The 22,376-nt window shown below is 62.4% G+C and carries 32 protein-coding genes and 1 tRNA gene; 11 read left to right on the top strand and 22 right to left on the bottom strand.

Annotated elements, in window-relative coordinates; all coding sequences use genetic code 11:
• Positions 1-25 precede the first annotated feature (25 nt).
• The 4 genes from ACVIGB_RS32175 to ACVIGB_RS32160 all read left to right on the top strand — a co-directional run bounded on the left by ACVIGB_RS32175 (position 26) and on the right by ACVIGB_RS32160 (position 2,574).
• Positions 26-841 (top strand): HipA family kinase, encoded by an 816-nt coding sequence (locus ACVIGB_RS32175; protein WP_456719648.1) that lies wholly within the window; start codon positions 26-28, stop codon positions 839-841.
• Between the two features lie 2 nt (positions 842-843).
• The gene (locus tag ACVIGB_RS32170) at positions 844-1,761 is read left to right on the top strand and encodes a hypothetical protein (RefSeq protein ID WP_456719649.1); all 918 of its coding nucleotides are present in this window, start codon (positions 844-846) and stop codon (positions 1,759-1,761) included.
• Between the two features lie 179 nt (positions 1,762-1,940).
• A complete protein-coding gene (locus ACVIGB_RS32165) occupies positions 1,941-2,354 on the top strand; it encodes a hypothetical protein (RefSeq protein ID WP_456719650.1) in 414 nt (137 codons plus the stop codon).
• 4 nt (positions 2,355-2,358) lie between these two features.
• Entirely contained in the window at positions 2,359-2,574 is a 216-nt protein-coding gene (locus ACVIGB_RS32160; RefSeq protein ID WP_456719651.1) for a hypothetical protein, read from the top strand.
• A gap of 15 nt (positions 2,575-2,589) precedes the next feature.
• On the opposite strand, the gene ACVIGB_RS32155 is transcribed toward ACVIGB_RS32160, so the two are convergent.
• The gene (locus ACVIGB_RS32155) at positions 2,590-3,147 is read right to left on the bottom strand and encodes a hypothetical protein (protein ID WP_456719652.1); all 558 of its coding nucleotides are present in this window, start codon (positions 3,145-3,147) and stop codon (positions 2,590-2,592) included.
• Positions 3,148-3,277: 130 nt separating this feature from the next.
• Here ACVIGB_RS32155 and ACVIGB_RS32150 point away from each other — a divergent pair, with 130 nt between their 5' ends.
• Both ACVIGB_RS32150 and ACVIGB_RS32145 read left to right on the top strand, forming a co-directional pair.
• Positions 3,278-3,940 carry an SOS response-associated peptidase gene (locus tag ACVIGB_RS32150; RefSeq protein WP_456719653.1) on the top strand — a complete coding sequence of 221 codons (663 nt, stop codon included), beginning with the start codon at positions 3,278-3,280 and terminating at the stop codon, positions 3,938-3,940.
• Positions 3,937-4,590, top strand: a complete 654-nt coding sequence (locus ACVIGB_RS32145) for a hypothetical protein (RefSeq protein WP_456719654.1) — start codon at positions 3,937-3,939, stop codon at positions 4,588-4,590. Before ACVIGB_RS32150 ends, ACVIGB_RS32145 begins: the two co-directional genes overlap by 4 nt.
• Positions 4,591-4,616: 26 nt before the next feature.
• On the opposite strand, the gene ACVIGB_RS32140 is transcribed toward ACVIGB_RS32145, so the two are convergent.
• Entirely contained in the window at positions 4,617-5,354 is a 738-nt protein-coding gene (locus ACVIGB_RS32140) for a hypothetical protein (RefSeq protein ID WP_456719655.1), read from the bottom strand.
• Between the two features lie 410 nt (positions 5,355-5,764).
• Between ACVIGB_RS32140 and ACVIGB_RS32135 the strand changes: the two genes are divergently transcribed.
• From ACVIGB_RS32135 to ACVIGB_RS32120, 4 genes are all read left to right on the top strand, one after another.
• Entirely contained in the window at positions 5,765-6,088 is a 324-nt protein-coding gene (locus ACVIGB_RS32135; RefSeq protein ID WP_456719656.1) for a hypothetical protein, read from the top strand.
• A gap of 238 nt (positions 6,089-6,326) precedes the next feature.
• A complete protein-coding gene (locus ACVIGB_RS32130; RefSeq protein WP_456719657.1) occupies positions 6,327-6,635 on the top strand; it encodes a hypothetical protein in 309 nt (102 codons plus the stop codon).
• Positions 6,632-6,967 carry a hypothetical protein gene (locus tag ACVIGB_RS32125; RefSeq protein WP_456719658.1) on the top strand — a complete coding sequence of 112 codons (336 nt, stop codon included), beginning with the start codon at positions 6,632-6,634 and terminating at the stop codon, positions 6,965-6,967. The genes ACVIGB_RS32130 and ACVIGB_RS32125 overlap by 4 nt, the downstream gene beginning before the upstream one ends.
• 106 nt (positions 6,968-7,073) lie before the next feature.
• The gene (locus tag ACVIGB_RS32120) at positions 7,074-7,298 is read left to right on the top strand and encodes a hypothetical protein (RefSeq protein ID WP_456719659.1); all 225 of its coding nucleotides are present in this window, start codon (positions 7,074-7,076) and stop codon (positions 7,296-7,298) included.
• 12 nt (positions 7,299-7,310) lie between these two features.
• Here the strand turns inward: ACVIGB_RS32120 and ACVIGB_RS32115 are convergent, their stop codons facing one another.
• The 18 genes from ACVIGB_RS32115 to ACVIGB_RS32030 all read right to left on the bottom strand — a co-directional run bounded on the left by ACVIGB_RS32115 (position 7,311) and on the right by ACVIGB_RS32030 (position 19,021).
• The gene (locus tag ACVIGB_RS32115; RefSeq protein WP_456719660.1) at positions 7,311-7,502 is read right to left on the bottom strand and encodes a hypothetical protein; all 192 of its coding nucleotides are present in this window, start codon (positions 7,500-7,502) and stop codon (positions 7,311-7,313) included.
• Between the two features lie 121 nt (positions 7,503-7,623).
• Positions 7,624-7,878 (bottom strand): PilZ domain-containing protein, encoded by a 255-nt coding sequence (locus ACVIGB_RS32110; RefSeq protein ID WP_456719661.1) that lies wholly within the window; start codon positions 7,876-7,878, stop codon positions 7,624-7,626.
• 118 nt (positions 7,879-7,996) lie between these two features.
• Positions 7,997-8,413 carry a hypothetical protein gene (locus ACVIGB_RS32105; protein WP_456719662.1) on the bottom strand — a complete coding sequence of 139 codons (417 nt, stop codon included), beginning with the start codon at positions 8,411-8,413 and terminating at the stop codon, positions 7,997-7,999.
• A gap of 101 nt (positions 8,414-8,514) precedes the next feature.
• A complete protein-coding gene (locus ACVIGB_RS32100) occupies positions 8,515-8,676 on the bottom strand; it encodes a hypothetical protein (RefSeq protein ID WP_456719663.1) in 162 nt (53 codons plus the stop codon).
• Positions 8,677-8,978: 302 nt separating this feature from the next.
• Complete coding sequence (locus ACVIGB_RS32095; RefSeq protein WP_456719664.1) at positions 8,979-9,347, bottom strand: hypothetical protein; 369 nt, start codon at positions 9,345-9,347, stop codon at positions 8,979-8,981.
• Positions 9,319-9,609, bottom strand: a complete 291-nt coding sequence (locus ACVIGB_RS32090) for a hypothetical protein (protein ID WP_456719665.1) — start codon at positions 9,607-9,609, stop codon at positions 9,319-9,321. The genes ACVIGB_RS32095 and ACVIGB_RS32090 overlap by 29 nt, the downstream gene beginning before the upstream one ends.
• Positions 9,610-9,618: 9 nt before the next feature.
• Positions 9,619-12,165, bottom strand: coding sequence for a phage tail tape measure protein (locus tag ACVIGB_RS32085; protein WP_456719666.1), 2,547 nt, complete (start codon positions 12,163-12,165; stop codon positions 9,619-9,621).
• A 114-nt stretch (positions 12,166-12,279) separates the two neighbouring features.
• The gene (locus ACVIGB_RS32080) at positions 12,280-13,227 is read right to left on the bottom strand and encodes a hypothetical protein (RefSeq protein ID WP_456719667.1); all 948 of its coding nucleotides are present in this window, start codon (positions 13,225-13,227) and stop codon (positions 12,280-12,282) included.
• Positions 13,176-13,496, bottom strand: a complete 321-nt coding sequence (locus tag ACVIGB_RS32075; RefSeq protein ID WP_456719668.1) for a hypothetical protein — start codon at positions 13,494-13,496, stop codon at positions 13,176-13,178. The genes ACVIGB_RS32080 and ACVIGB_RS32075 overlap by 52 nt, the downstream gene beginning before the upstream one ends.
• Before the next feature lie 33 nt (positions 13,497-13,529).
• Entirely contained in the window at positions 13,530-13,727 is a 198-nt protein-coding gene (locus ACVIGB_RS32070) for a hypothetical protein (RefSeq protein ID WP_456719669.1), read from the bottom strand.
• 98 nt (positions 13,728-13,825) lie between these two features.
• A complete protein-coding gene (locus tag ACVIGB_RS32065) occupies positions 13,826-14,125 on the bottom strand; it encodes a hypothetical protein (protein WP_456719670.1) in 300 nt (99 codons plus the stop codon).
• A gap of 548 nt (positions 14,126-14,673) precedes the next feature.
• A complete protein-coding gene (locus tag ACVIGB_RS32060; RefSeq protein WP_456719671.1) occupies positions 14,674-14,970 on the bottom strand; it encodes a hypothetical protein in 297 nt (98 codons plus the stop codon).
• Entirely contained in the window at positions 14,967-16,169 is a 1,203-nt protein-coding gene (locus ACVIGB_RS32055) for a hypothetical protein (protein WP_456719672.1), read from the bottom strand. Before ACVIGB_RS32055 ends, ACVIGB_RS32060 begins: the two co-directional genes overlap by 4 nt.
• Positions 16,170-16,183: 14 nt before the next feature.
• Positions 16,184-16,471, bottom strand: a complete 288-nt coding sequence (locus tag ACVIGB_RS32050) for a DUF6074 family protein (protein ID WP_456719673.1) — start codon at positions 16,469-16,471, stop codon at positions 16,184-16,186.
• Positions 16,472-16,518: 47 nt separating this feature from the next.
• Positions 16,519-16,776, bottom strand: coding sequence for a DUF6074 family protein (locus ACVIGB_RS32045; protein WP_456719674.1), 258 nt, complete (start codon positions 16,774-16,776; stop codon positions 16,519-16,521).
• 143 nt (positions 16,777-16,919) lie between these two features.
• Positions 16,920-17,138, bottom strand: coding sequence for a hypothetical protein (locus ACVIGB_RS32040; protein WP_456719675.1), 219 nt, complete (start codon positions 17,136-17,138; stop codon positions 16,920-16,922).
• 395 nt (positions 17,139-17,533) lie between these two features.
• Complete coding sequence (locus ACVIGB_RS32035; RefSeq protein WP_456719676.1) at positions 17,534-18,769, bottom strand: tyrosine-type recombinase/integrase; 1,236 nt, start codon at positions 18,767-18,769, stop codon at positions 17,534-17,536.
• 176 nt (positions 18,770-18,945) lie between these two features.
• Positions 18,946-19,021, bottom strand: a tRNA-Thr gene (locus ACVIGB_RS32030).
• Here ACVIGB_RS32030 and ACVIGB_RS32025 point away from each other — a divergent pair.
• Positions 18,995-19,132, top strand: a complete 138-nt coding sequence (locus ACVIGB_RS32025; protein WP_171947940.1) for a hypothetical protein — start codon at positions 18,995-18,997, stop codon at positions 19,130-19,132. The genes ACVIGB_RS32030 and ACVIGB_RS32025 overlap by 27 nt on opposite strands.
• On the opposite strand, the gene ACVIGB_RS32020 is transcribed toward ACVIGB_RS32025, so the two are convergent.
• Both ACVIGB_RS32020 and ACVIGB_RS32015 read right to left on the bottom strand, forming a co-directional pair.
• Positions 19,129-20,886 carry a heme biosynthesis HemY N-terminal domain-containing protein gene (locus ACVIGB_RS32020; protein ID WP_456719677.1) on the bottom strand — a complete coding sequence of 586 codons (1,758 nt, stop codon included), beginning with the start codon at positions 20,884-20,886 and terminating at the stop codon, positions 19,129-19,131. The genes ACVIGB_RS32025 and ACVIGB_RS32020 overlap by 4 nt on opposite strands.
• 20 nt (positions 20,887-20,906) lie before the next feature.
• Positions 20,907-22,166: a COG4223 family protein gene (locus ACVIGB_RS32015; protein WP_456719678.1), complete on the bottom strand. Its 1,260-nt coding sequence runs from the start codon at positions 22,164-22,166 to the stop codon at positions 20,907-20,909.
• Positions 22,167-22,376: the final 210 nt, after the last annotated feature.

The raw sequence follows: 22,376 nt of genomic DNA, 5'->3' as shown, positions 1-22,376 counted from the left end.
CACCCATTTTCGATGGAGTATCCGAGTGCCCACAGTTGGATTTGCCAGACTATTGGCTGGTGCCAGGTCATTTAAAGATCAGGGCATCGCCAATCTAAGCGATACCTATCGCGGCCAAATTCTTGTTGGTCCAAACGACGTGCGTACCGCAATCGTGAAGGACATTCCGGTCCGCGAGGTTGCGAACGAAGTGCTGGCCGCCACCCTCGCAATTGCGATTTCGTTGCCCGTTCCGCCTCCCTTCATCGCCCTCGCTTCGCCTGCCGACCTTGCAACCAAGCACGCTTCGAAGCTCGGAAAGTCTTCTATCTTATTCGCTAGCGCAGACGTCCAGTCACCTTCAATTTCGCAGATCGTTGTTGCTCAAAGTGGGCAGGCCCAAATGACCGCCATGAGGGTGGTTGCGAAATGTCTAATCGATTGCGGCTGGCTCGGAGAGTTCTACGGGTTCGACGGTTGGTCGGCAAACATCGATCGTCACATTGGGAACGTCCTTGTCGGCTCGAACCAACAGCCTTGGCTGATCGATCATGGCAGGTCATTCACTGGAGGCTCTTGGGTTCCCACCGAGCTAGACCCGGGCAAACTGTATCGGCATCGCCTAAAGGAATGGCTCACGCCGCTCTTGAATGATACAGAACAGAAGCGATTTGCATCCACAGCCGCTGCTTTGACGACTAAGCTTGGCGAACTAGACGTGCGAGCTTTAGGTTTAGAAAATCGCGTGCCAGCGTTGCTTGGCGAAGACGATTTCAACCGCTTGGTCACCTTTTTGTCTGATCGTATTGTTTTTGTCCCTCGAATTGCCGCGGATGCCCTCAATCAAGGAAGGGTAGTCTAAAGATGCTCGCGCTGACCGAAAGCGACTTCCCAAGCAACGCCGGCTTTGTGCGAGCAAATTGGGCGCCGCTATTGCTGCGCCCTATCCTCGGGTCGCCGGAACAGATCGTCATCGGCGTCGCAGCGGTCAACGATGTTGGATTTCATTTAGAGCGGGCGAACCACTTTGAACGACTGACATGCCTCTTTTCCAGCGAGGCTACGTCGGCAGTGCTGGCGGCTCAAGCGGGCCTTAACGCATTGGAGACAGATTTATCGGTCCGAGCCGTAGCTGCCATCTCGGACTACCATCCGATTTTCTCGGGCGTTGCGGTTGGTCAACTGAGCGAGGCCGAAGGCGTATCTCTACAAAGCATTGCATCATCTTGGATGTCTTCGCTGTCGTCGATCTATTCCCCAGTAACTTCGGAAGGGCTTGTCGCGAGCACCATTTCGACCATTGAACTTTCAGAAGCCGCGAGGCAGAGGGATCGACTTCCTGCATTGATCTTCGATTATGTGAAGTTCAAGCGGCCCGGGCTAGATAAGTTCTTCAGCGAAGAAATCCGGGAACAGCACGTCAGGCGCCGCAGCAACGCATCGGCAGTTCAAATCGATTTTGCCGGATCGAAAATTGTTGCGAACTTTGGGACCTTATCGGCGACCCAGCATGCCGGCTCCGTCGACCGGTTGAAGCGCCGTCTGTGGGATTTGAAGGTGGACCGGGATCACGAAAAGGGAAGCCTCTCTAATCGCGAACACGAAATGATTGTCCAGCATCCCGCCAAGAACGATCCGCAGTTTACGGAACGACAGTCCGACAGAATTCAGGAGGCTCTTTTCGCGTTGGAACAGCAAGCCGACCAAGAGGAAATTCGGTTGCGACCGTTGAACACTGTAGACCAGATTGGCGAACACGTTCTTATGAAAGAAGCTGCCTAAAACGGATCATGGCACACTCGTACCGCCCGCTGGAGTGGCCTTGGGTGCCGCGGTTTCTGTCGGGCGGCGGACCGCTTGCCTGCCTCCGCCTTGACGGCCCGGTGGTATGTTTAGGCGCGCCTTGCGCAAGCTGTAGCGGTTGCTGGCCTCCTTATTCGACGGCACAATTTGGCAACGCCATGGGCAGCAAATCGCGAGAAAGCATCTACGGGGGCGCAGTCAGGGCCAAGGCCGAACGCGCGGCGGAAGCGCGCACGGCAGCGGATCGGTTGGCGTGCGAAGCGTGGACCGCCCGCATGCTCGCGTTCCAAGGGCCGGCACAGCCGTCCCCTGCCCTAGGCGACGCGATCAATGCCGGTTACCGCTATCTTGAGGTGAAGTGCCTTGGCTGCGACACTCATCAAACGGTCGCGCTGGACATCGTTCGGCGGCCAAAGACAACGCCGATCCACGAATTGGAACGATACATGCGATGCAAGCTGTGTTCGGAACAGCGCGGCTACCCTTTCAAGCGCAGTCACCTGATCGCGCTGCGAGCGACCAAGATTTCGGCTAACGATCCACGGTCTACGTGGTGGTCAGGGGAGAGGTGAGAGAATGGCGGCGCGTGATCGTTTCGAGCTTCAGCTACGGTGTCCGAAATGCGGCGCACATGGTAAAGCCAAGGCTTCAGAGGAGGACTATCCCTTTATGAGCAACCCCGGCTTCCGTGTAGATGAACTGCCGGCGGATTTCGAGATCGTCAAACCAGCGGCTCACCGGCAAGAGACGGTCGCGATCCATACACCCTGCAAGGTCAAATTTTATCTGTGACAAGAACGCGTCGCACTACTCGCCCCGTTGGTATTGCATTTTCATCAAGATTATCATGTGCATCAAACCGTCGTCGGAAAGACTGTGGGCTACTTGCGGTCCGGCGGAACGCAAGAACGCAATGATTTGTCGTGGTCCGACCGCCCCGTTGAATGCATTCCAGGACTTGACGACGATCTCATTGGTGTCGAACCAGCGGTCGGGCTTGTCGTACAGCCCGCGCAATCTGACGATCTCGACCAACTCCGTCGTGATACGAGGGTAGTCACCCTCGTAACCTGCCTTGCGTAGGACGTAGGCCGCCTTCTCGAACATCGTGATGTCTTTGTTGCGTATGCCCTCCAGCACGCGAGACATTTCTCGGCATTGCGCCGCAGTCTCAGACCAATTCATCGCCGGGAACGACACGCTTGGAGGTAGTGCATCGCATCCGCGAACAGGTGTAACATCCCGTTCGGCCGGATCGTCGGCCGCATTCGTTGGCGGTATCGCGGCGCCGACCAGTAGCCCCAAGCACAAGCCGCCCAACAGATAACCTCGCGCATTCAGCGTGCCGCCCGCTTTCACTGTCATTTCGCCCCCACCGACCGCCTTCCGTCTCCTACAAACTCTGTTGCTGGCCGGGAAGCCCACCTTTCGGGCAATGCCGCGGACCAACCTAACCGTGATAGCCTTCGCGGACATTCGCGACCGAAACCTGGCCATGTGCAATCTCTACAGCATCACCACCAACCAAGCCGCGATCGCCGCCCTCTTCCGCGTAGTCAATCGCTACGTCGGCAACCTCGCCCCCATGCCCGGCGTCTTCCCAGACTATCCCGCCCCCGTCGTTCGCAACACCGACGCCGGGACCGAACTCGCGCTAATGCGCTGGGGCATGCCGGCACCGCCGCGGACAGGCGGACCGCCGGTGACGAACATCCGCAACACGACGTCTCCGCATTGGCGCGGCTGGCTGAAGCCGGAAAACCGCTGCCTTGTGCCGTTTAACAGCTTCGCCGAATACGCTCCCGAGCCGAACCCGGCGACGAAGAAGAAGGACGTCGTTTGGTTCGCGTTAAACGACGACCGGCCGCTAACGGCGTTCGCCGGCATCTGGACCGTCTTCAAGGGCGACCGCGGGACAAAGTCCAAGCCGATCCCGGGGCCACATAGCGTCTACGGCTTCTTGACGACGGCGCCGAACGCCGTCGTCACGCCGATCCATCCCAAGGCTATGCCGGTCATCCTCACGACCGACGAAGAACGCGACGTTTGGATGCGCGCGCCGTGGGATGAGGCGAAGGCGTTGCAGCGGCCGCTGCCAGACGACGCGTTGATGATCGTTATTCGTGGGCCGGATAAGGAAGATCGGATGTCAGCATGACGCAGGAAACGTCTCCACAAAGAACGGTACGCGCTCGCCGCTTCTTCGGGCTTTACTGCGATCTAATGGAGGAGATCAAACGGCGCGCCGACGTTGTGTACGCAATCATACGAGGCGATATCGTTGTGCCGATGATTGTCAGCGTTGAACTCGCCTATTTACAATTAAGGATGATTTGCGAGCTGATTGCTCTCGCCTGTCTGACTGCCCACGGGGATGTGCCAGAAACCAAGGCAAAGCGACTAACGAAGGCCTACAACGCTGACCAAATCATGAAAGCTCTCGAAGGCTTGCATCCCGGGTTCTATCCGGTCCCGGGCCGTCAGGTGCGCAATGATGCTGGAAAAGTCATTGAGGTCGCCCCCGTTCACGATCCTCACCTGACGAAGAAAGACCTACAGCGCCTCTACGGGGAGTGCGGCAACTTCTTGCACCGCGGCAATCTTGAGCAGTTCATGAAGGGACGCAGTTTGCCAAAGCTGTCCGAACTCGAAGCTTGGATCAAGAAGGTCACCGTCCTGCTCAACCACCACCAAATTCAGCTTATTGACCCTGATCAGCAACTTTGGGTGATAATGCAGGCGGAGAGTGACGGCAAGGTTCACGCGTACGAATTTCAGAAGGTTGAAGGAGCCGCAACACTTCGTTAGATGCGATGCGAGGAAGCGAAGCAATCTTACAACAGCGTAACTTTGGCCCCCGACGTTGCAATCAGCCACCACATCTTTTCAGTAAATTCGAAGGCATCACCGACCTTCTCAGTTCTGTGCACGATGGCATCAATTTTGGAAATCCAGTCGCGGACGGCTGTGCACCTCTTCGTAAAATCACGCAGCTCGCTAGCGGTCTTTGGTAGGCCAGAGGCCGGCGTGAGCCCCTTCGCCGTGGTTCGAAATCGTCGGATGTAAAACTCCGCGCCTTCGGGATTGTCACTCTCTCCGTATCCAACGAACCACGTTCCGTGCAAGAGGTCGTTTCTACGGTTCACCAGCTTCTCGTACTTGCTTGCAACAAAGCCCAGCACGTCTAGAAGCCTCTCCCCTTCGGCTTCCGAGATCGTGTGCGTCCAAAGGGGATGATCATTGTCTAGCGGCATGTTCGATGAGCGGCAGTGCGTCACGGTTTGTAGAACGTCAGCGACAACGGCCCTAAGGATGTCCATCAACGGCTTTGCCGTCAGGGCTTGATGATGGACGATCGTTTCGAATTGCGTATCATTGGGAAAGCGACCGCAGTCGCTACAAACCGTAATGATGAGTTCACGGACCTCGTGAACCATCAATTCGAACGCTTCGACGAAGCGCCCCAAGGTTTCGTATTGTTCTTTGACGTTGCGCTCGAATTCGGGAGACCCCGATAAGTCATTTCCGGTCATGGTGATATCCAAAGGGCCGACGTTTTTCCGGCCATCCATCGCAGTCTCAAAATTAAGCTATGGGGTCGCGAAATCAGCTGAGGTAGCCTGCTGGGCCTCATCGAATGTGAGACAAAGCGTTCGGTCAGGCAGCGTACGCTTCTCGATCACCATTGTTGAGTTTACTTTCAGTGCACTGGACAGGTGGCGACCGAAGCCGCCGCCTGTCCATGTTACGCCGTTACGCCCGCGACGCGAAGAACCGCGTCACTGGACGGAAGGAGCACCCCCTCCGCCGCCGCCGTGGCTTCTATCGAGGTAACGATGACCGGGAGAATTCCCGCGTCGTCCCCCGCTTAATGCCCAATCTTCCCGCTACCGACCCGGTCTGGTTCTCTGCTAGGCGAGAGCGGACCGCCGACAGTTTGCACCTGCCGGCGGTCCTGACCTGCAACACGATAGGATAGATCATGCAGCAAGCTGCAATCACCATACCTCAACTCTTCAAGGGCTATCAAACCGCCGACGCGGAAAAGCGCCGCGTCTACGCTCTAGCGGAGCGGGCCACCAACAACGATATCAAAGCGGCTGAAGTTGCCTGCGACGCCGCATATGACGCTGCGGAGACGATCGCCGATGCTGTTTTCGCCACTCCGTTCGCGTCCGCCTCCGATATTGCAACGAAGGCTCAGTTGCTGCTTGCACGGGGCGATGATCCAGCTGATCTGTTCTACTACCGACCAAGGGACCTTGTGCGCTTCCTGAAGGAAATCATCGCCTTCGCCCAACGATGACGAACGCCAACCGCGCCGAGCGCGCTGGAGCGCACAGCAAGCTCACGCTGGGCGCCCTGCGCCGGTGCGGGAAGCGTTGGCCCACGATCCCGAAGGCCCGTAGGCGCGTCTGGGGTCGCCTGCGGAAGCGCTGGCGCCGCTACGGGCCGGAAGTCGGGGAGCATTTCCCGGCGCGATGGTGGCGCGTCTGGGCGGCCCTGAAGTGCGAAGCAATCGAGCGCGCCGCGGGGATCAGCTGATGATCCAGCTGCTACAGGACATTGCGCGCGGCGTGTCGGCTATCGCCTCCATGCTTGGCCGGCAGGGACAGGCGCCCTACTGGCCCGCGGCCCTGCGGCAAGATCAGGCGGCCGCATATTGCGGGCTGTCGACCGCCACGTTCAAAGCAATCTGCCCGGTCAAGCCAATCGAGTTCACACAGTCCGCGCGCGGTAATCGGTACCTTCGCGCTCGGCTGGACGCTTGGCTTGATCAGTTGGACCCGAACCGCGCAGAGCCGCCGCGGCGCACGATCGGCGACATGATCGTCGGTCGGATCGGCTCATGACGAAGCGTTTGCGCCCCTTACACGAACTGCCGCTTTTCGCCGGCGAGGAAGATTTGGCGATGGCTGTCTTAGGGCCGGGTCAGCTGCGGCATTGGAAGCAAGTCGTCCAACTGTTGGAGGAGCGCGGCTTTCCAAGAAACGACGCGCTGATGGGCGGCCGGTATACGCCAGCCGTCAAAGCGTTCTTTGACCGGGAATACCGGGTAATGGGAGCTGAACAGGTTTCCGCGCCGCATTCGCCGGCGAAGTTGGGGGCGGCACATGATCGGAGCGCTGAGAAGTTGGGATCATGGCCGGGGCATGGGAAAAGTGACAGTCGCCGGCGGACTTGAGGTGCGGACAAGCGATAGGCCAGCAACATCGGCGCTACCGCGGTGCCCTGCGTTGCCGTCCTCTTCCCCGCATGGCAACCTGCCGGCCACTGTGATTGGGGGATTGATGAACCGGCTTCAGAAATTTATTGAACAAGGCGCTTACGGCGAAGGTCCCGGACGAATTGCGTACGCGCTAGATCCTGCGAAGCTGCCCGAGCCGAACGCCGGCTTCGAATGGCGTGCAGTCAGCGACTTCCGGCCCGGCGAAGCGATCTTTGCTGATAAAAGCCTGAAGTCGGTTTTCGAGCGCGCGCTCAAGACTGGCATTGCGGTTGTGTCACGCGATTGATCGACAAAGATTTCACGATGGCCTGACCGGCGATTTCAGCGCCGGCAGGTCAGTAAGATCATCTCGATTGATGCTCTCCGGTTCATCGACACGTCGTTCGTAGTTCGCGGCCAATCGCAAGAGCCGCTTCCTGATGAACGGTTCAGCTTGTTCCGCAATGGCCCGCAGGGTACGTGCTCTCTCTTTGCAAAATTCGTCGTCCATCGCGTCCCGCCGAAATCAATGCGGGATACTGCCACTAAAGCGGCCGGGCTATGTGTGACTTAGATTACATCGTTATCGGGCTTCTCCGCAGTTCACCATGTCTTGATAGTCAATGCTCGCGTCACTCGATAACGAACGCGACGCCAACCCATGCGCCCTTTCGCCAAACGACGTTGCACGAGTAAGTCTTGCTGGGCGGAACGATCAGCGTGAATTGGTCAGGAAGGTGTGACGGCGGATCATCTGCTTTCAGCGCCGCGCCATTCTCTGTGATGTTGCCAACGATACAGGACAGTGACAGGTCACCAACCCTGATCAACGCGTTGTCCAACGATGGATTGCGGACAGACTTTCGTCTGTCGTGAAAGCCAATCATTTACGGGCTCATCAATAACTAACGCAAATCTGATGGATGCTGCGCGAGAAAGATTGCGTTTCTACTAACGATCTGTGGCGCTGCGAGTGCCAAAAGCAGCCGGAGCTTCGACGCGGCTTCACGCCGTTCGTCGATTTGATCTGCGCTTTCCGCGACGCCGCCGCGTCCTTTGGCGATGGGTTCGGGGAGGATCAGACAATCTCGCCGCGTCCGTCGCCCCCTGCGCGGCGGGCTCAGTCGTTGGCGGATCGTCCACTGACCGAAGCGGCGACCTTCGAACGGCGACCGCTGTTTCAAGCGCGGCCAGGAATAGCCGCCCCTCCTCCGTGATTTCCCAGCCCGCACTATCGCGATGCACGAGCTTCGCCGAAAAGATGTTCAGATCGGGCGCATGTTCTGCCAACCGCTTCATGCGATCGGTCCAGTCTTTGCCACTGTTCATCAAGATCGCAACGGCGTGCCGTAGGTCGGCAACGGAGGCCCGTCCGGCGGACTGGCCGGCCAGCACTTTCAAGACGGTCAGTTGGAAGGACACTTCCACGTCTCCGGTCTGGCTGGTCGTGCAGGATGGATGAGATTGGTTAATCGCCAGTCAAGAACCCGGCGCGTCGTATTCGTCGCCGGGCGCCGCTCCGCCTACGCCTCGATATCTACGGCGTCCGCTTGTGCGAGAGGAAATTGCGGCTGGATCAGCTCGCCCCCGTTAACCTCAAGCAGCAAGGTTAAGAACTGAATTGCGTTGCTGCCCCTCCGTCTAAGTCCGATCATCGTGCAGCCGTGCGGATTGGCTTTGTTCATGCGTACCGCCCGGTCAGGGGCTGCCGTTCTCCGGTAGAGACCGTGGCCCCGCCCAATAGGGCGACCCCGATGACAGACACCAGCTGCAAGAGGATGCTCGGCGCAGAAAGCAGCGTCAGCGTCATGTTCGTTTGTGAGGGCTGTAAGGCCGTTTATGAAGCGGTCCAGATACTGCGGCCGGCGACTAAGTACTTCAGATGCGAGCAATGCGACGGCATCGCTTATCGGTGGTCCGGCAACTACGATTACGTGCAGTGGAAGCGCTATCCGAAGGAACAGGGGGTAAGCGCTGACCCTGCCCCTCAACGCGGCCGATCATCCACTCGCGCGCGCTGAATGCCACGCAGCACAGGCAGCCGGCTGTAACGACGCAGAACCTCCTCCCATCCGCCCGGCTTAAACGATCGCTTCGTAAAGCCATCGACCGTCCACGACGCACCCAAAACCTTGTCGCCATCAAATTTCACGATCAACGTTGCTTCCTGCGCGTCGCCGTCGACACGACGGCGCAACGACAGGGCCATCTCGTTGAAACGAAGTTCATAGGAGCGAACGCGCCCACCCTCGGGAAGATTGAGATAGCCGCCGACGTCGTTGCGCCGAAGAATGGCAACCGCGAGCTTTACGAGCGCTTTGATCCGTTCAGTTCGCTCGACCGCGTTCATGTTCACCGTTGAGCACCTGAATTTCGGCAGCGATCTTCGCAATGCACTCGCCGATCGGGATCAAAGTTGCGCGGCGGGTGCTGATCAAGGCGATAGCGACGTCATCGCCAAGCTTTGGGTTTTTCAGGATCGCCGCAACCGCTGTGCAGGCGGCTTCCACAACGGGCAAGAGAGATGGGTATTGCCTCAGCGTGGCCGCGATGATGCTGGCCGCCTCAGCGATCGCCGGATCGTCAGCCCGGTCAGCTTGCGGACAGTCACGCGCCATTGTCGTTCCTCAAAACTGCGGTCCCAGCGGCTTCCCGGTCGACGGCGGCGGCGCGGCCGCGTCCGGAGACGAATGACCAAGCGACCCGGGTCCGTTGCCGTTCAGATTGCCGGCGATCTTGATCGCTTGCTGCGCTTGCTTCACGACGTCCAGAAGCGACGATCCCGCTTCGACCGTCAGTTTGTTTTCGACTTCGCCGTGAACTTCGCCCTGAACGCCGACGCTGACCTGTCCGCCGGCGCCGCCGCCGACGCCCGTTCCGTACGTCATGGTTGGCGATACTTCGGGCACGTCGGGCACTATCGGGTAATCCCACGCGCGGCGGTAGAGATTGCGCATCGACCCGCCGCGCTGCCGGCGAAGTCGCTCGCCGCTCGTCAGCCCCTCATAGCCGGCATCCTCAACCGACTGATGCATCGCGTAGAGGCCGCCGGCGATGCCGGCGCCGAGCATGACCCCGGGCATAAAGGGCAACGCTCGGGCCCCAAGACCCCAGATCGTCGCTCCGATGCTGGCGCCCGCGGCGGTCTTCGCCGTGCTCTTGGCAGCGTCGGCGGCAACATCAACGGCCTTGCCGCCGCTAAGCGCAGCTGCCGCCGACGTCAGGGCGGCCGCAGAAGCGTCAAGCGCAGCCGCTGACGTCACTAGACCGCCGCCGGTGGTGAGGATTTTGAGAAATTGGTAGGCGCCGATCGCAGACGCGGCGACACCAGCTGTACCCGCCGCGATCGCCCCGCCGGCAAGAACGCCCGGGGGCAGTTCCGCGCCATCTTGGATGCGCTTCCCAAGCCAGTCAGTGACGTCGGTCAGAAGACCGCCCTTACCATCCTTGTCGAACGACCGACCGATGGCCGTTTCGAGGTTTTTCACCGCGCCCTCGAAACGCGAAACGGCGCCGTCGAACCCGGCCATCCGTTCCGCCGCGATCTTGCCGGCGTAGCCTTCCGACCCGCCTTCAATATCGCTGATGATGTGCTTCAGCGTGTCGCCGTCGCCCAGCGCGGTCGCGATGCGGCCGCCCTGCTTCGACCCGAACAGCGCATTCGCAAGCGGCAGATTGTTCGCCAGCTTCGGGATCAGGTCTTTGATGAAAGCGTTCGTGTCGACTTCGTTGACCGACTTGTCCCGATAGCGCCCCGCGGCGCCGGCGATCGACTTCAGCGACTTCGCGTCGTTGCCCTGCAACTCGCCGCGCAGAAGCGCCGTCACGGCCGGGTTAAACTTCGCCGGGTCGGCAATCAGGTCCTTGTCGCCGAAGATTTTACCAAGCCCGGCGCGCGTCTTGCCGTTCAGCTTCACTCCATACCGCGCGGCGACGTCTTCGGCGAACGGATCGACCGCAAGGCTGGACGGGACGCGCTGATAATTCTTGTAGTTCAGCCCGTTCGCGAGGAGCGCCGTCTTCGCGCCGGCGGTCGGCGCCTGCGCCGTCGACATGAGCGCGCGGAACGCGACCCCGGCTTCGTCGCCGCCAATGTTCGCCTTCTTCAAGATGCCGCCGAAGCCGAGAAGCGACGCTTCGCTGATCTTGCCCATCCGCGCCGGCGTCGCGCCGAACTTGTAAAGCTGCTGAATGTCTTCCGGCGTCATGCCGGAAATCTTCGCCGCCTTAACCTGATAGTCAGCCGTTTGCTGCGCGGACTTCTGCGCTTCTTCCAGCGTCCCCATCGACTTTTTGAAGCCGAAGATCGCGCCTTCCATCTGCTTCACGGCGTCGGGAAGCTTTAGGTCGAGCGCCGATCCAAGCGACGCGGCCGGCCCCATCATTCCCATAATTTGATCGCGCTTCACGCCGCGGGCCGCAAGTTCGCGCTGCGCTTCCAGAACCTGAATGTCGTTGAACTTCGTCGTCGCGCCCATGTGAATTGCTTGCTTCACAAGCGGCGCCTGTTCTTCGTCCGAAATGCCCATGACGGCCTTCGCGAAGCGGCGTTCCTTGTCAAACTCCCGGTAGGTGTGGGCGACAGCGCGCGCGGCCGCGAATACTCCATGGCCAGCCCAAGCGCCGACAGCCGCGGCCGCACCGGAAACGGCGACCTGCCGGTTCTGCCGGCGAGTTTGCGCGCGTTCGTGCTTTTCGAGCGTTGCGCCGGTCTGCTCGACCGCTTTCCGCAGCCGGGTATGGTGCGCGGCCGCATTCGCGATATCGACGCCCATACCTTGCAGCGCGCGCTTATTGGCTAGGACGGCTTCCTTCTGAACGTCAAACGCCCTTGCGGTCGCCTTAACCTGCGCCTGCGCGCGGCGCATGCTCACTTCCATTTCGCGCGTGGGAGCCGCGGCGCCCTTTATTGCCTTCGCCGCAGCTTCGACGGCGACCTGCGCGTCCCGGTATCGCTGACGGGCAGCTGCGAAGCTGCCCCGCGATACGTCGAACTTCTCGATCGATGCCATCTGCGTCTTAGCGCGTTCCAGCGCCTTCGCGACCTGATCGACGGCCTTCGCCGTTTTGCCCGACTTGGCGAGGCCGTCCATCTTCTTCGCGATGCTGTCGAAGACCTTCCCGGTCTTGTCTTCCGCGGTGATGACGGCTTTTGCTTCGATGATCTTGGCCATCAGCTTACCCCCTCAAAATGAAAAATGGGCCGCGGGTGGAACGACGCACCCGCGGCCGCCTACCGGCGTCCGTCCCATGGCCGATGCAAGGCAGGGGACGCGCGCCGAAACCAATTACGCCGGCCTATCGGCTTCGGTCGGCGCGGCCGCCGGCGAAGGCGGCCAGGTCGGATCGACCGGACGCTGTTCAATCTGAACGGGGCGCGCCGGCCGCTTCGTCGGCTTGATCGCAGCGGCGACGTCCATGGCTGCCATGGCTTCAATGGTCATGGAGGAACCGTCAATCAGGACGCCAACGTCGTCGAAGCGAGGCAGGCGAACAAGCCTGAACAGATCGCCGGGCCAGTCAAGCAACGTGCGTGGATGGAATTCGGTCTCCACAAAGCTCCGCTTCACACAACGCCAGCGAAAAGCCGCGTTCGGCACATGGAATTGACCGACAACCCCGTCGCTGGACTGGACGGCGTCCTGATCGCCGACGGGGACGCCTGTGGTTTCGGAAACCCACAACTCGACGGTTCGCGAACTAAGGTCTTCACGGTCTAGAGTGCCGAAATCGCGCGCGAGGATATCCGCCGCCGGGATCGGCGGTTCGCCTTCGGGCAGGTCCGCATTCAGCGCGTTCGCAGCCAGCGACTGGTTTGCGCAATCCCGCAAAAGCGTCAAAAGTTCCCCCGCGATCCGCGGTCCATCTTTGCGGACACGGTCGGCAAGTTCGTCAGCGTCCTTCCGAGCTTCCACGATACGCCGCCGCGCCGCGGCGTCGGCTTCGCTCTTGCGCGCAATGTCCGCGTCTGTCTCGATTGTCTCGATCAGCCCGGTCAGGCGCTCGACTTCTACCGCCGCGGCGTTGCGCTGGGCGCTCCACTTAGCGAACGCGACGCTGTCATTTTGCACGGCCGCCTTGCCGGCGTCGATCGCGGCAAGCTCCGCGCGGGCAGCCTTTAGGGTGACGCGCGCCGCCTCGGCGCGCTTGTCGGCTTCGGACGGCTTCCTGAATGGGTTGCGCATCACTTGCCCCCGCCGATCTGCATGCCGCGGGACTTCAAAGCGGCGTCCCACCCGGTAGCTGCCGGCGCATGGTTCGAAGTCGCGGCGTTGCTCGTCCCGCGATTTGCCAAGACCGTATCCCAAAGGCCACTCGCTTGGATGTCGGTGATACCGTCCGGCGCCGCGGCAAGCGCGGTCTTGGCCTGATCGACGGTCATGTCGGTCTTGGTCGCGATGTGCATCGCCAGACCTTCGCGGCCCAAAGCATCCGGAAGCGCGCTGATCGCCGCGATCCGTTCGCGTTCGGCCTTGATGACGTCGGCGGCTGCTGAATTTTTCATTCGAATTCCTCGTTTTCGATGGTCGACCGGGGGTCAGGACACGGCTTCGCCGTCCAAGATTTCGGACGGCTTTGCCGTAACAGCGATCGCGCCGATGGAGTTCGGACCGCCGCGACCGGAGAAGTGGACCCACGAACAGCCGACGTCCTCAGTCACGTACGCGACGTGATCGATGTTCACGAACTGCGCGCGCCCGTTGGTGTCGACTAGCTTTTTCCAGTTCGAAGCCATTTCGGCGCCCCGGCTATTGGTTGCGGATGCCGCCGATCATCGCGGCGTCGGCGTCGGCGGACAATCGTCGGAACGCGCGTCGGCGCGCGTTTTGCCTGCTAAATCGCGCATCCGCGCGTGATTGCTTCCTTGACACGTAGCAGCGCACTCACGGGCAAACTGTTCACGAACGGCGCGATGACAACCTGCCACCGGCCGCCGATCCTGTAGCCGTAGCCGCCGGGCTTCCCATAGCGGTTTTGCTCGCAGCGCCGGCGCATCTGCGCTTCGCTGATCCCAGCCACAAAGGCGGCGTCCTTCAGTTGCATCCGACGAGCCGGGCCAGGCGCCGCATCTTCCAGCTGATCCACTATCGTCCGCATAGCGGTCAGCATCGCGGCGACTTCAAACGTGTCCATCACCGGGCAGTCTCCCGGCGATCAATCGCATAAAGGAGGCGCCGGCCACGCCGGCCTGCAATCGTCACAGCACCATCGCGCTTCAACCGGGCGATCGCCCGGCGCGTCGCGGAGTGCTGGCTTTGATTTGCCCACCATCGCGCGCCCATCCAGTGATTTCGCGGCGTGCGCTCCCAATACGCCCAGTTTGCCAATTCGATCGACGTCATCGGGCCATGCCGGCGCAATGCGCGCGGGATCGCCGCGCGCAAGCCAAGGCGCGGTGCAACTTCAATTACGCCACTCGGAAGCCGGAAGCGGCTATTCATGGGCATTGCTTCGATCTTCCTGTTAAGGAAACCGTGAAACGGAAAACCGGGAATATCCTCAATGATCGGGGCGCTTCGTGCCGCACCACCCGGCCGCCCGTCATACGGTCCCTAACGTTTTCTTTTGGAGGGGCCGCCCTGCCGCGCAGCCCCCGCGTCGTGCGCTGGCTGTCTCTCGCCGGCGTCTGTGTACGGTCGACGGGAGCGCGCATCAGCGCGCTTCCTACCAGCTTGCGGCGGCTATCCGAGATCGGCCGGCAATTCATCGAATGCACCTTCGTCGCTGTAGTCGCCTTCGTCGCGGTCACCTTCGTCGGTGTCGCCGTCGTCATCTACCGGCGGCGCTATGGCGCGCGCCGCCGATGGACGGTCTTGCCGGGTCTGTAGCGGGTCGCCGGCGATGACCCGCCACACATCGCGCTCGATCGTGTCCCGGATCACGACGATCAGCGCATTGCCCAGTCTTCCCGTGAAATAGCAGTCGCCGTTGGTTGAGCGGCGCTGACGCAGCCTGAAGAGTTCGACGCCGTCGATCATGTTCGCCCCCCGCGACAAATTGATCCCGGGCGATTACCCGTCGCCTCTCCGTAAAAACAAAGACGGTTCCCTTCTTTCGTATTGAGGACGGTCTTCTTTGAAGCCGGAAGGTCGATGACAGCCTTCGTTGCGGCCGGGGGCGCGCTTAGCGCTACCCGGCCGTCAAGCACGATCCGATCACGATCTGCACCTGTGCCAAAACCATCGACTGGCGCGGACCGTGAGACCTGAACCTTCGCCGGTGGACCCCAGCAATTCGAAGAATATCTGGTGGGTGCCAAAGCAGTGCCATTCAGTGCCACCGATCCGTCAAATGACAGGTCGACGGTGACCGAATACGTGGGCGTCGGCACTGTGCTAACCGGCGCCGACGTCGCTGCTTTTCGTCGCCGGTACCATGTCCTGCGGCTGATCCCGGCGGCTTTCCACGGCTCTGCGCGTTCCGTTGAGGCGGCTTGCGGAGTGGCGCCGGCGGCATGCCGGCGCGCCCGCCGACGGTCTGCCTTGCGCTTCTCGCGCCGCATCGCGCGTTTGCGCGTGCTGTCGTCGAAGGCGCCGATCGTCGTGATCCCAAGTCTGGCGCGTTCTTCGTGGGTCAGGCGGAGCTTCTTGCCAAGCGTGTCGGCCCTCCACTTCAGAGGCCGTTTGCAGACCCTTTCGATCAGGTCCGTCAGTTCGTCCTCGGATAGCCAAGGCGCCCATTGGCACGCCCACGCGCGGATTTTCCGATCCGGATCGCCGAAGTGGTGACAGTGATGCGCAGCGATCAGCAGGTCTTCGCGGCCGCTATCATCGTCGGACAGTTGTCTGCCGCGATAGCGATGTTCGAAAAAGTTCTCCAAATCGCGCATGCGAACGTTCTGCTTCGCCTTCGGCCTCGGTCGACCCGGGTCGTCACGGTCATCCCACGCGAAGCGTCCCGCGTAGTGATGATCGATTTCCCGATGCAGCGCGATCTGCTTCGGCGTCTCGCCGGCGAACCTGCTTTCGGCGGTCTGCTGCTGTCGCTTTTTTGTTGGACCGGGCTTCTTCCCGGTTGACGATGCAGACGCTGGTTCGTATCTGTCGAGAGTGGAAGCGCTGTCCGGCTGCTTCTTGATTATTCGGTGGTCTGTGCCGTCCCGATTTGCCGTCGGGGCGGCACTTCCGTTTCCGGGCGGACCTTCTAGCCGGAAGGCCGCGCCCCCTGCGGGGTGCATGTCGATTTCTCCTTTTAGGGCGTCAAAACCTGTCGCCAGATTTCGCGGCGAACTGCCGCTTCGATCGTTTGGATTTCCCGATTGGCGTCGCGCTTGTCGACGCCGATTTCGTCCAGGCGACGCCGGATCGCATCCAGATTGCGCTGGACGTGTTGTTCGCCGCATTCGGCGTCCATTGCGACGACGTAGGACACGTGGCGCCTGACATAATCGGCGCCGCGGAAACGGCCGGGCAGAAGCATGACCTTCGCCGTCGGCCCGGCGACGCGCCGATCGTCGACCTCGCGGTCGACGGGCGCCACGTCGCGCCGGACGTCATGGACGACGCTGCGAACTGCGGATTTGTCGGTCACGCGACCCCCTTCGCTTTGCGCTTGTCAAAGAAGGCGGTCCAAGCGGCGATCGCGAAGTCGCGACAGAAGCGTTCGATCTCGCCGTCGGAAATGCCGAGGTCTTCCAACCGGGTGCTTTCCATCCACAGATGGTCAGTCAGGAATTCTTCGGCTGCGTCGACGGTCCGCCGCTTGGCCATCTGGTCGACGACGTAAGCCACGATTTTCCGGTGTCTGGCCGGCGGAAAAGCGAAGAGCTGCGCAGGGCGCTTCATTGGTCGACCTCAGCTGTCGGGATTGATGGCGGCGCGCTGGGGAAAGGAACGAAGGTCCAGCGCGCCGCCGATGCGCCGCCGGGTACATCCGCCGGCTGGCGCCAGTGCTGCGCGGGCGTGCTAACCGCGCTGCATGGGAACGGTTAGGCCGCTGCCTGTTCGCCCCGAAGCATCCGATAAAGGTCTTCGACCGGAACGGTTGTGGAGCGCCCATTCTTGCGAAGCCGGATCGCTCCTTCTTTCGCAATTTCGTAAAAGCGCGTGTGACCGATGCCGGCAATTTCGCAAAAGCGCTTTACGGACACGTTGGGCGGCAGGCCGTAGATTTTGATAAAGTCCGTGAAGGTCATATCGCCGGGCATCGCAACCCCTCTCCTTTTCGTTCGACGTTGTGCGAACACTGCAAAATGGACCGTCAGGGACACAAGGGGACAAACGTGAACTGGCGCGCACTGACGCGGATATGTGCCGGGTTAGGGCTGATCCTTCGCGGTTTTCCGTTTCGGAATTTTTTTTGCGTGCACCGAGGGGGACAGACGTTTTGTCCCGGCTTGTCCCCCCTTTTTGTCCCTTTCACCCCGGGCAAATTTACGCAAGCAAACGCGAGCAACTGATTTGCCGGAGCGGTCGGGGCGGCGTTCTCGGACGACCTGCACTGCACGGCAGCCGGGCGCTCGCCCGGACAGACGCCTACGATCGCCCGCGCGAACGCGCGGGGCGGCATCGATCCATCGATGGAGGAGGGGGACGGGGTTGACTAGGAAGCCGCGCGGGACCCCCGGGCCTTGCCGATCGACACGACGTTGCCTGACTTGCGCAGGGCGTCCAGATGGTCAGCCCACCATCGCATCATCCGGACCCGTTCGTCCCAATGCTGTGCGCTGTTGTAGGCCGCGCGAACGTCGTCCTTTTCCTCGTGGGCAAGCTGCCGTTCGATGACGTCCGGATGCCAACGGCGGCTCTCGTTGAGCAGCGTCGACGCGAGGCCGCGGAAGCCGTGAGAGACCATTTGCGACTTGTCATAACCCAGCCGGCGCAAACTGGCGTTGAGCGTTCCGTCTGAAATCGGCCGACGCCACGATCGAACTTGCGGAAAGAGGTAGGGCGACGACCCGGTAATCTCTCGCAGGTCGCGGATCAGTGCGAGTGACTGTTTCGCCAACGGGACCTTGTGCTGCCGGTCCATCTTCATTTTTTCCGCCGGAATGACCCAGACGGCGCCGTCGATATCGAATTCCTTCCATTCAGCATGCCGCAGTTCGCCGGGACGAACGAAGGTCAAGGCGAGCAACTGAAGCGCGGCGCGGATCGCGATCTGCCCGTCCATGCCGTCGATCGCGCGCAGAAGCGCGCCGACGGCTTTCGGTTCTGTAATCGCCGGTCGATGCGTGACTGTCGGCGTGATCAGCGCGCCCATCAGATCGGCGGCGGGGTTGCGTTCGGCGCGGCCGGTTGCGATCGCAAAGCGAAAGACTGCCGCCGCCAGCGCCCGCGCACGACGGGCGCTTTCGTGATGACCCCGGCGCTCGAACCGGCGCAACGCCTCCAGCAATTCGCCGGCCCGGACGTCGGCGATGGGCCGGTCGCCGATATGGCCATTGAGGACGCGAAGCATCCAGCGCTTCTTGTCCAATGTCAGTTCGTGGAGGCCTTCCGCCTCAAATTTGGAAACCAGTTCGTCCCCGACGACGCGGAAGGTGCAGGCGCGCGCGTCGCGCGCCGCGCCGCGATCAAGCTTCCGCTGGGCTGACGGGTCGACGCCTTTCGCGAGTAGCGCCTTGACCTGATCCCGGCCGGCCCGGGCGTCGGCGAGCGTCACCGCGGGATAGGCCCCGAGGGACAGCAGCTTTTGCTTACGGTCGAACCTGTACGCGACGCGCCACAAGCGCGAGCCGTTCGTTTCGACGGCAAGGTAGAGGCCGCCGGCGTCGGAGAGTTTGTACGGCTTGTCCTTCGGCTTCGCGCTCCGGACGGCCATGTCGGTCAAAGGCATCAGTACCCCCAGCTGCGGCTCCTACCAACAGCCCCTTCCGCATCTACCAGCAGCCCTACCAACAGGAGGCGCGGAAGCCGTCGGATTAACGCGGAGGTCGGCGAAGGAAAAACCGGTCTATTTCAGCGACTTCTGTCGCTTTAGCGGAGGGTAGCGAATGAAGGGGAATAGTCAAATGGTGCCGCAAGAGGGACTCGAACCCCCGACCCCGTCATTACGAATGACGTGCTCTACCAACTGAGCTATTGCGGCGAACCGTTCGGCAACGGCCTGACAGCGCGCCACCTGATATCGGGCATGACCCCGATTGGCAAGGAAAACGCAGCCATTGAACCGCACACCGGTTATCTAACCGCCGATTAGCTTCCCAAACGTGACAGAAATCCGCGCCAACCGCCGATCTGGGCCTTGGGCGGGCCAATTTGTTCCGCAAATTCGTCCACGGCGCCGTCCTCGTCGACCCCGGGGTCGTCGGGGGCCCGGACGATCGGGATTACGGCCGGAATGGGCGCGGGCGCCGCCTTCGGCAGGTCGGTCCGGGAACGGAACAGGGGGGCGGGCGCCGGGGGAGCCGATTCGGCGGCCGGCGGTGGGGCCGGCTCCGATGCGGGCGGGTCGGCGGGGGTTAGCTCAGCCTCGATAGCCACCGGCAGCGGGGCGTTATCCTGCGCCGTCGGCGCGGCCGGCTCGACGGGCTTGACCGCGACCTTAGCCTCGACCGGCTCAGCCGCTTTGGGCGGGGGCGGCTCGCTGGCCAGTTCCTTGGGCGGTTCGACCCGGCGTGGCGCCAGCATCGCCTCCTCGAACGGCGAGGGCTCGATCGCATGGCCCTTGTCGGACGGCAGCGCCGCCACCGGCGTCTGCCACTGGAAGGCATCGAGGCGGCCGGTGACCGGCGACACCGGACGCCAGCGGTCGGAGACATAGCCGTCCGCGGTCCACACCGGATCGTGCAGCGCGCGCACTGCGCGCAAGGTCCAGGCCCGCGCCCGGCCGCTGTCGCCATGCTCGGTGCGCTCGATCTCCGCCATCAACAGCGCGACGCGCTGCGTCGGTGCCGCCGTGAACGGCTCCAGCGCCGCACGCGCCCTGGCGAATTCGGCGGCATCGATCGCGGCGCGTGCGATCGCCAGCGCGCCCTCGATATGCCCCGGCGTTTTCGCCGCCAGCGTCTCGACCCGCACCAGGCGCTGGCGCGCGGCATCGCCGAGCCGCACATGCGAATAGGCATCGGCGAGATCGGGATGCGGCTGCGCCAGCCACGCGGTCTCGACGATACGCATCGCGCGGCGCACCTGATGCGCCTCGCTCTCGAATTTGGCGGCGAGCACCGCGGCCGGGATCAGCGTCGGCGCCAGCTTCAGCGCCTCCATCGCGCTCGAGCGCGACAGGTCGCGATCGACGGTCTCGAACTCCAGCGCACGCGCCGCGAGCAGCACGCCGCGTTGCCGCCGATAGGTCGCCTTGTCGATCAACCCGGCGGCCTGGTTGTTGTCGATGATCGACAGCGCGCCGGCCCAATCGCCCTTGGCGCAGCAGAAACCGAGCACCGCATGCGAGGCCCATGACGAGGACGGCGACATCTTCAGCGCTTCCTCGGCAATCATCACGGCCGCAACCGGATCGTCGGCGCGCTGTGCCTCGATGAACAGGCCGCGCAGCCCGAGCAGCCGCGTGTCCGCGCGCTCCGCCATGGCGCGGAAGGCGCGCTGCGCGCCGTCGCGATCGCCGTCGAGCTGCGCCGATTGCGCGTGCAGCAACAGCGCCAGCGGATCGCCTCCGGCGTGGCGCCGCGCCACTTCGGCATGCGCGCGCGCCGACGACGAATCGCCATGCCCGATCGCGAGCAGGCCTTGCGTGATGGCGTGACGGCCGCGCGCGTGGCGCCGCTCGCGCCTGCCGCGGCGGACATGGCCCGGGATCTTCCACAGTCCGCGCAGGATCACGCCTGCGACCATCGCGACGACGACGACGAGGCCGAGCAGGTACATCGGCTGCTTGGACGTCAGGCGCAGACCGCCCCAATTGAGCACGAGATCGCCGGGCTGATCGGCCAACCAGGCCGCACCCGCTGCAGCGAGCGCGATCAGCAGCAGGAACAGAATGATCCGGATCATCGAGAACCTATTGCAAAGACTTACTGGTTGACCGTGGCGAGCGCCGCCATCGCGTTGTCGGCAAATTTCCGCGACGCGTCGAGCGCGGCGCGGCGCGCGTCCACCTTGGCGAGCCAGGCTTGCGCCGCGGTGCGATCGGCGGGCGGCAACGACTTCAATTCGCGCTCGGTCAATGCGAGATCATTATGCACGGCGGCCGATGTCACGCGCGCGACGATGCTGCCGCGGTCGGTCCCGGTGCCATCGGTCCGCTCGATGCGGATCAGCTTGGAAGCGCCAGCCTGCAGACGATCGACCAGCCCGGCGCTGGCCGCCGCGGCGTCCGGCGGCGGCGGTGCGAGCTGCGGCACGATCTCGATCAGATCGCGGCACAGCTTGTTTGGACTAGGCACGCCTGACGTGGCGAAGACGTCGAGCGGCTTCAGCACGTCAGCATTGTCGGCGATCGCTTTCGCGGCCTCGAGCGCCGAGGCATAGGGATCGCCGTGACGAACCGCGACGTCGAGCAGCGATGCCGCCACCACGCGGCGCAGCGGCACGTCGTCCGCCTTCGCCTCGGCCTTGGTGTCGGCGATCTTGCTATCCTGCTTCGCGATCGCGGCACCCTGCGCCTTCACCGCGCCCTCGACCTTGTCGATGCGTGCCGTGATGCCGGAGATGTCAGGCGCAGCCGCGCCATCGCGCGGCGCGGCCTTCACATCATTGACCGCCGCCGCAAGCTTGTCGGATTGCGCCCGCGTGGCGGCGAGCTCGGTGCGCAACGCGGCGATCGATTTGTCGAGCGCCTCCAGCCGCGCGGTTGCCGCAGGATCGGCGGCCGCAGTGACCGGCCTGCTCGCTTTTGCTTCAAGCGCGGTCAGGCGCGTGCCGAGTTCGTCCACCGTAGCGGCACTGGGCTGCGGCGCGGACGCCGGCGGCACCGCGGGCCAGCCGAGCAGCCAGCCGACCCCGATCACCAGCGCTGCCGCAACCGCCCCCGATACCGGCGCCACCACCCAGGGCGACACCGGCCGCGACGGCTCGGCCACGGACGCCGCGGGGGCGGCCTCGGGCTGCGGCTCTGCGTGGGGAGCAGGATTCGGATGGGGCTCCGCCTCAGGCGCAGCCGCCTCCGCTGCTTTGTCAGTATCCTTGTCAGTATCCTTGGCGCCTTCCTCGCCCCCCTCCGCCCTTGGCGGCTCGCTGGAGATCTCGGTCGCCTGAAGATCGATGGTCGGCGGCGCGCGCTTGGGCCGGGAATCCGGCGAAGGTCCTGGGTCGTCGGGCCTTTCTTCAGCCATCGCGAGGGTCCTCAAAACTACTGGCCGCACATTGTAGGGCATGATCCGATCCGATTGAATTGGATCATGCTCCTATCCTTTTGTTTGGTCGCGTTTTCTTAACGCGAACCGGTCCCACTTCGCTTGAAAGCGCTCCGTCAGAATCGGCTCAGGTTCTTAGAGCACGATCCGAAAAACGGAGCATTGCCTAACATCATGGTCAGACGAAAG

The organism is Bradyrhizobium sp. USDA 4341 (assembly GCF_054063755.1).
The sequence above is the reverse complement of the archived record's forward strand: the minus strand, read 5'-3'. Positions and strand labels throughout refer to the sequence as shown.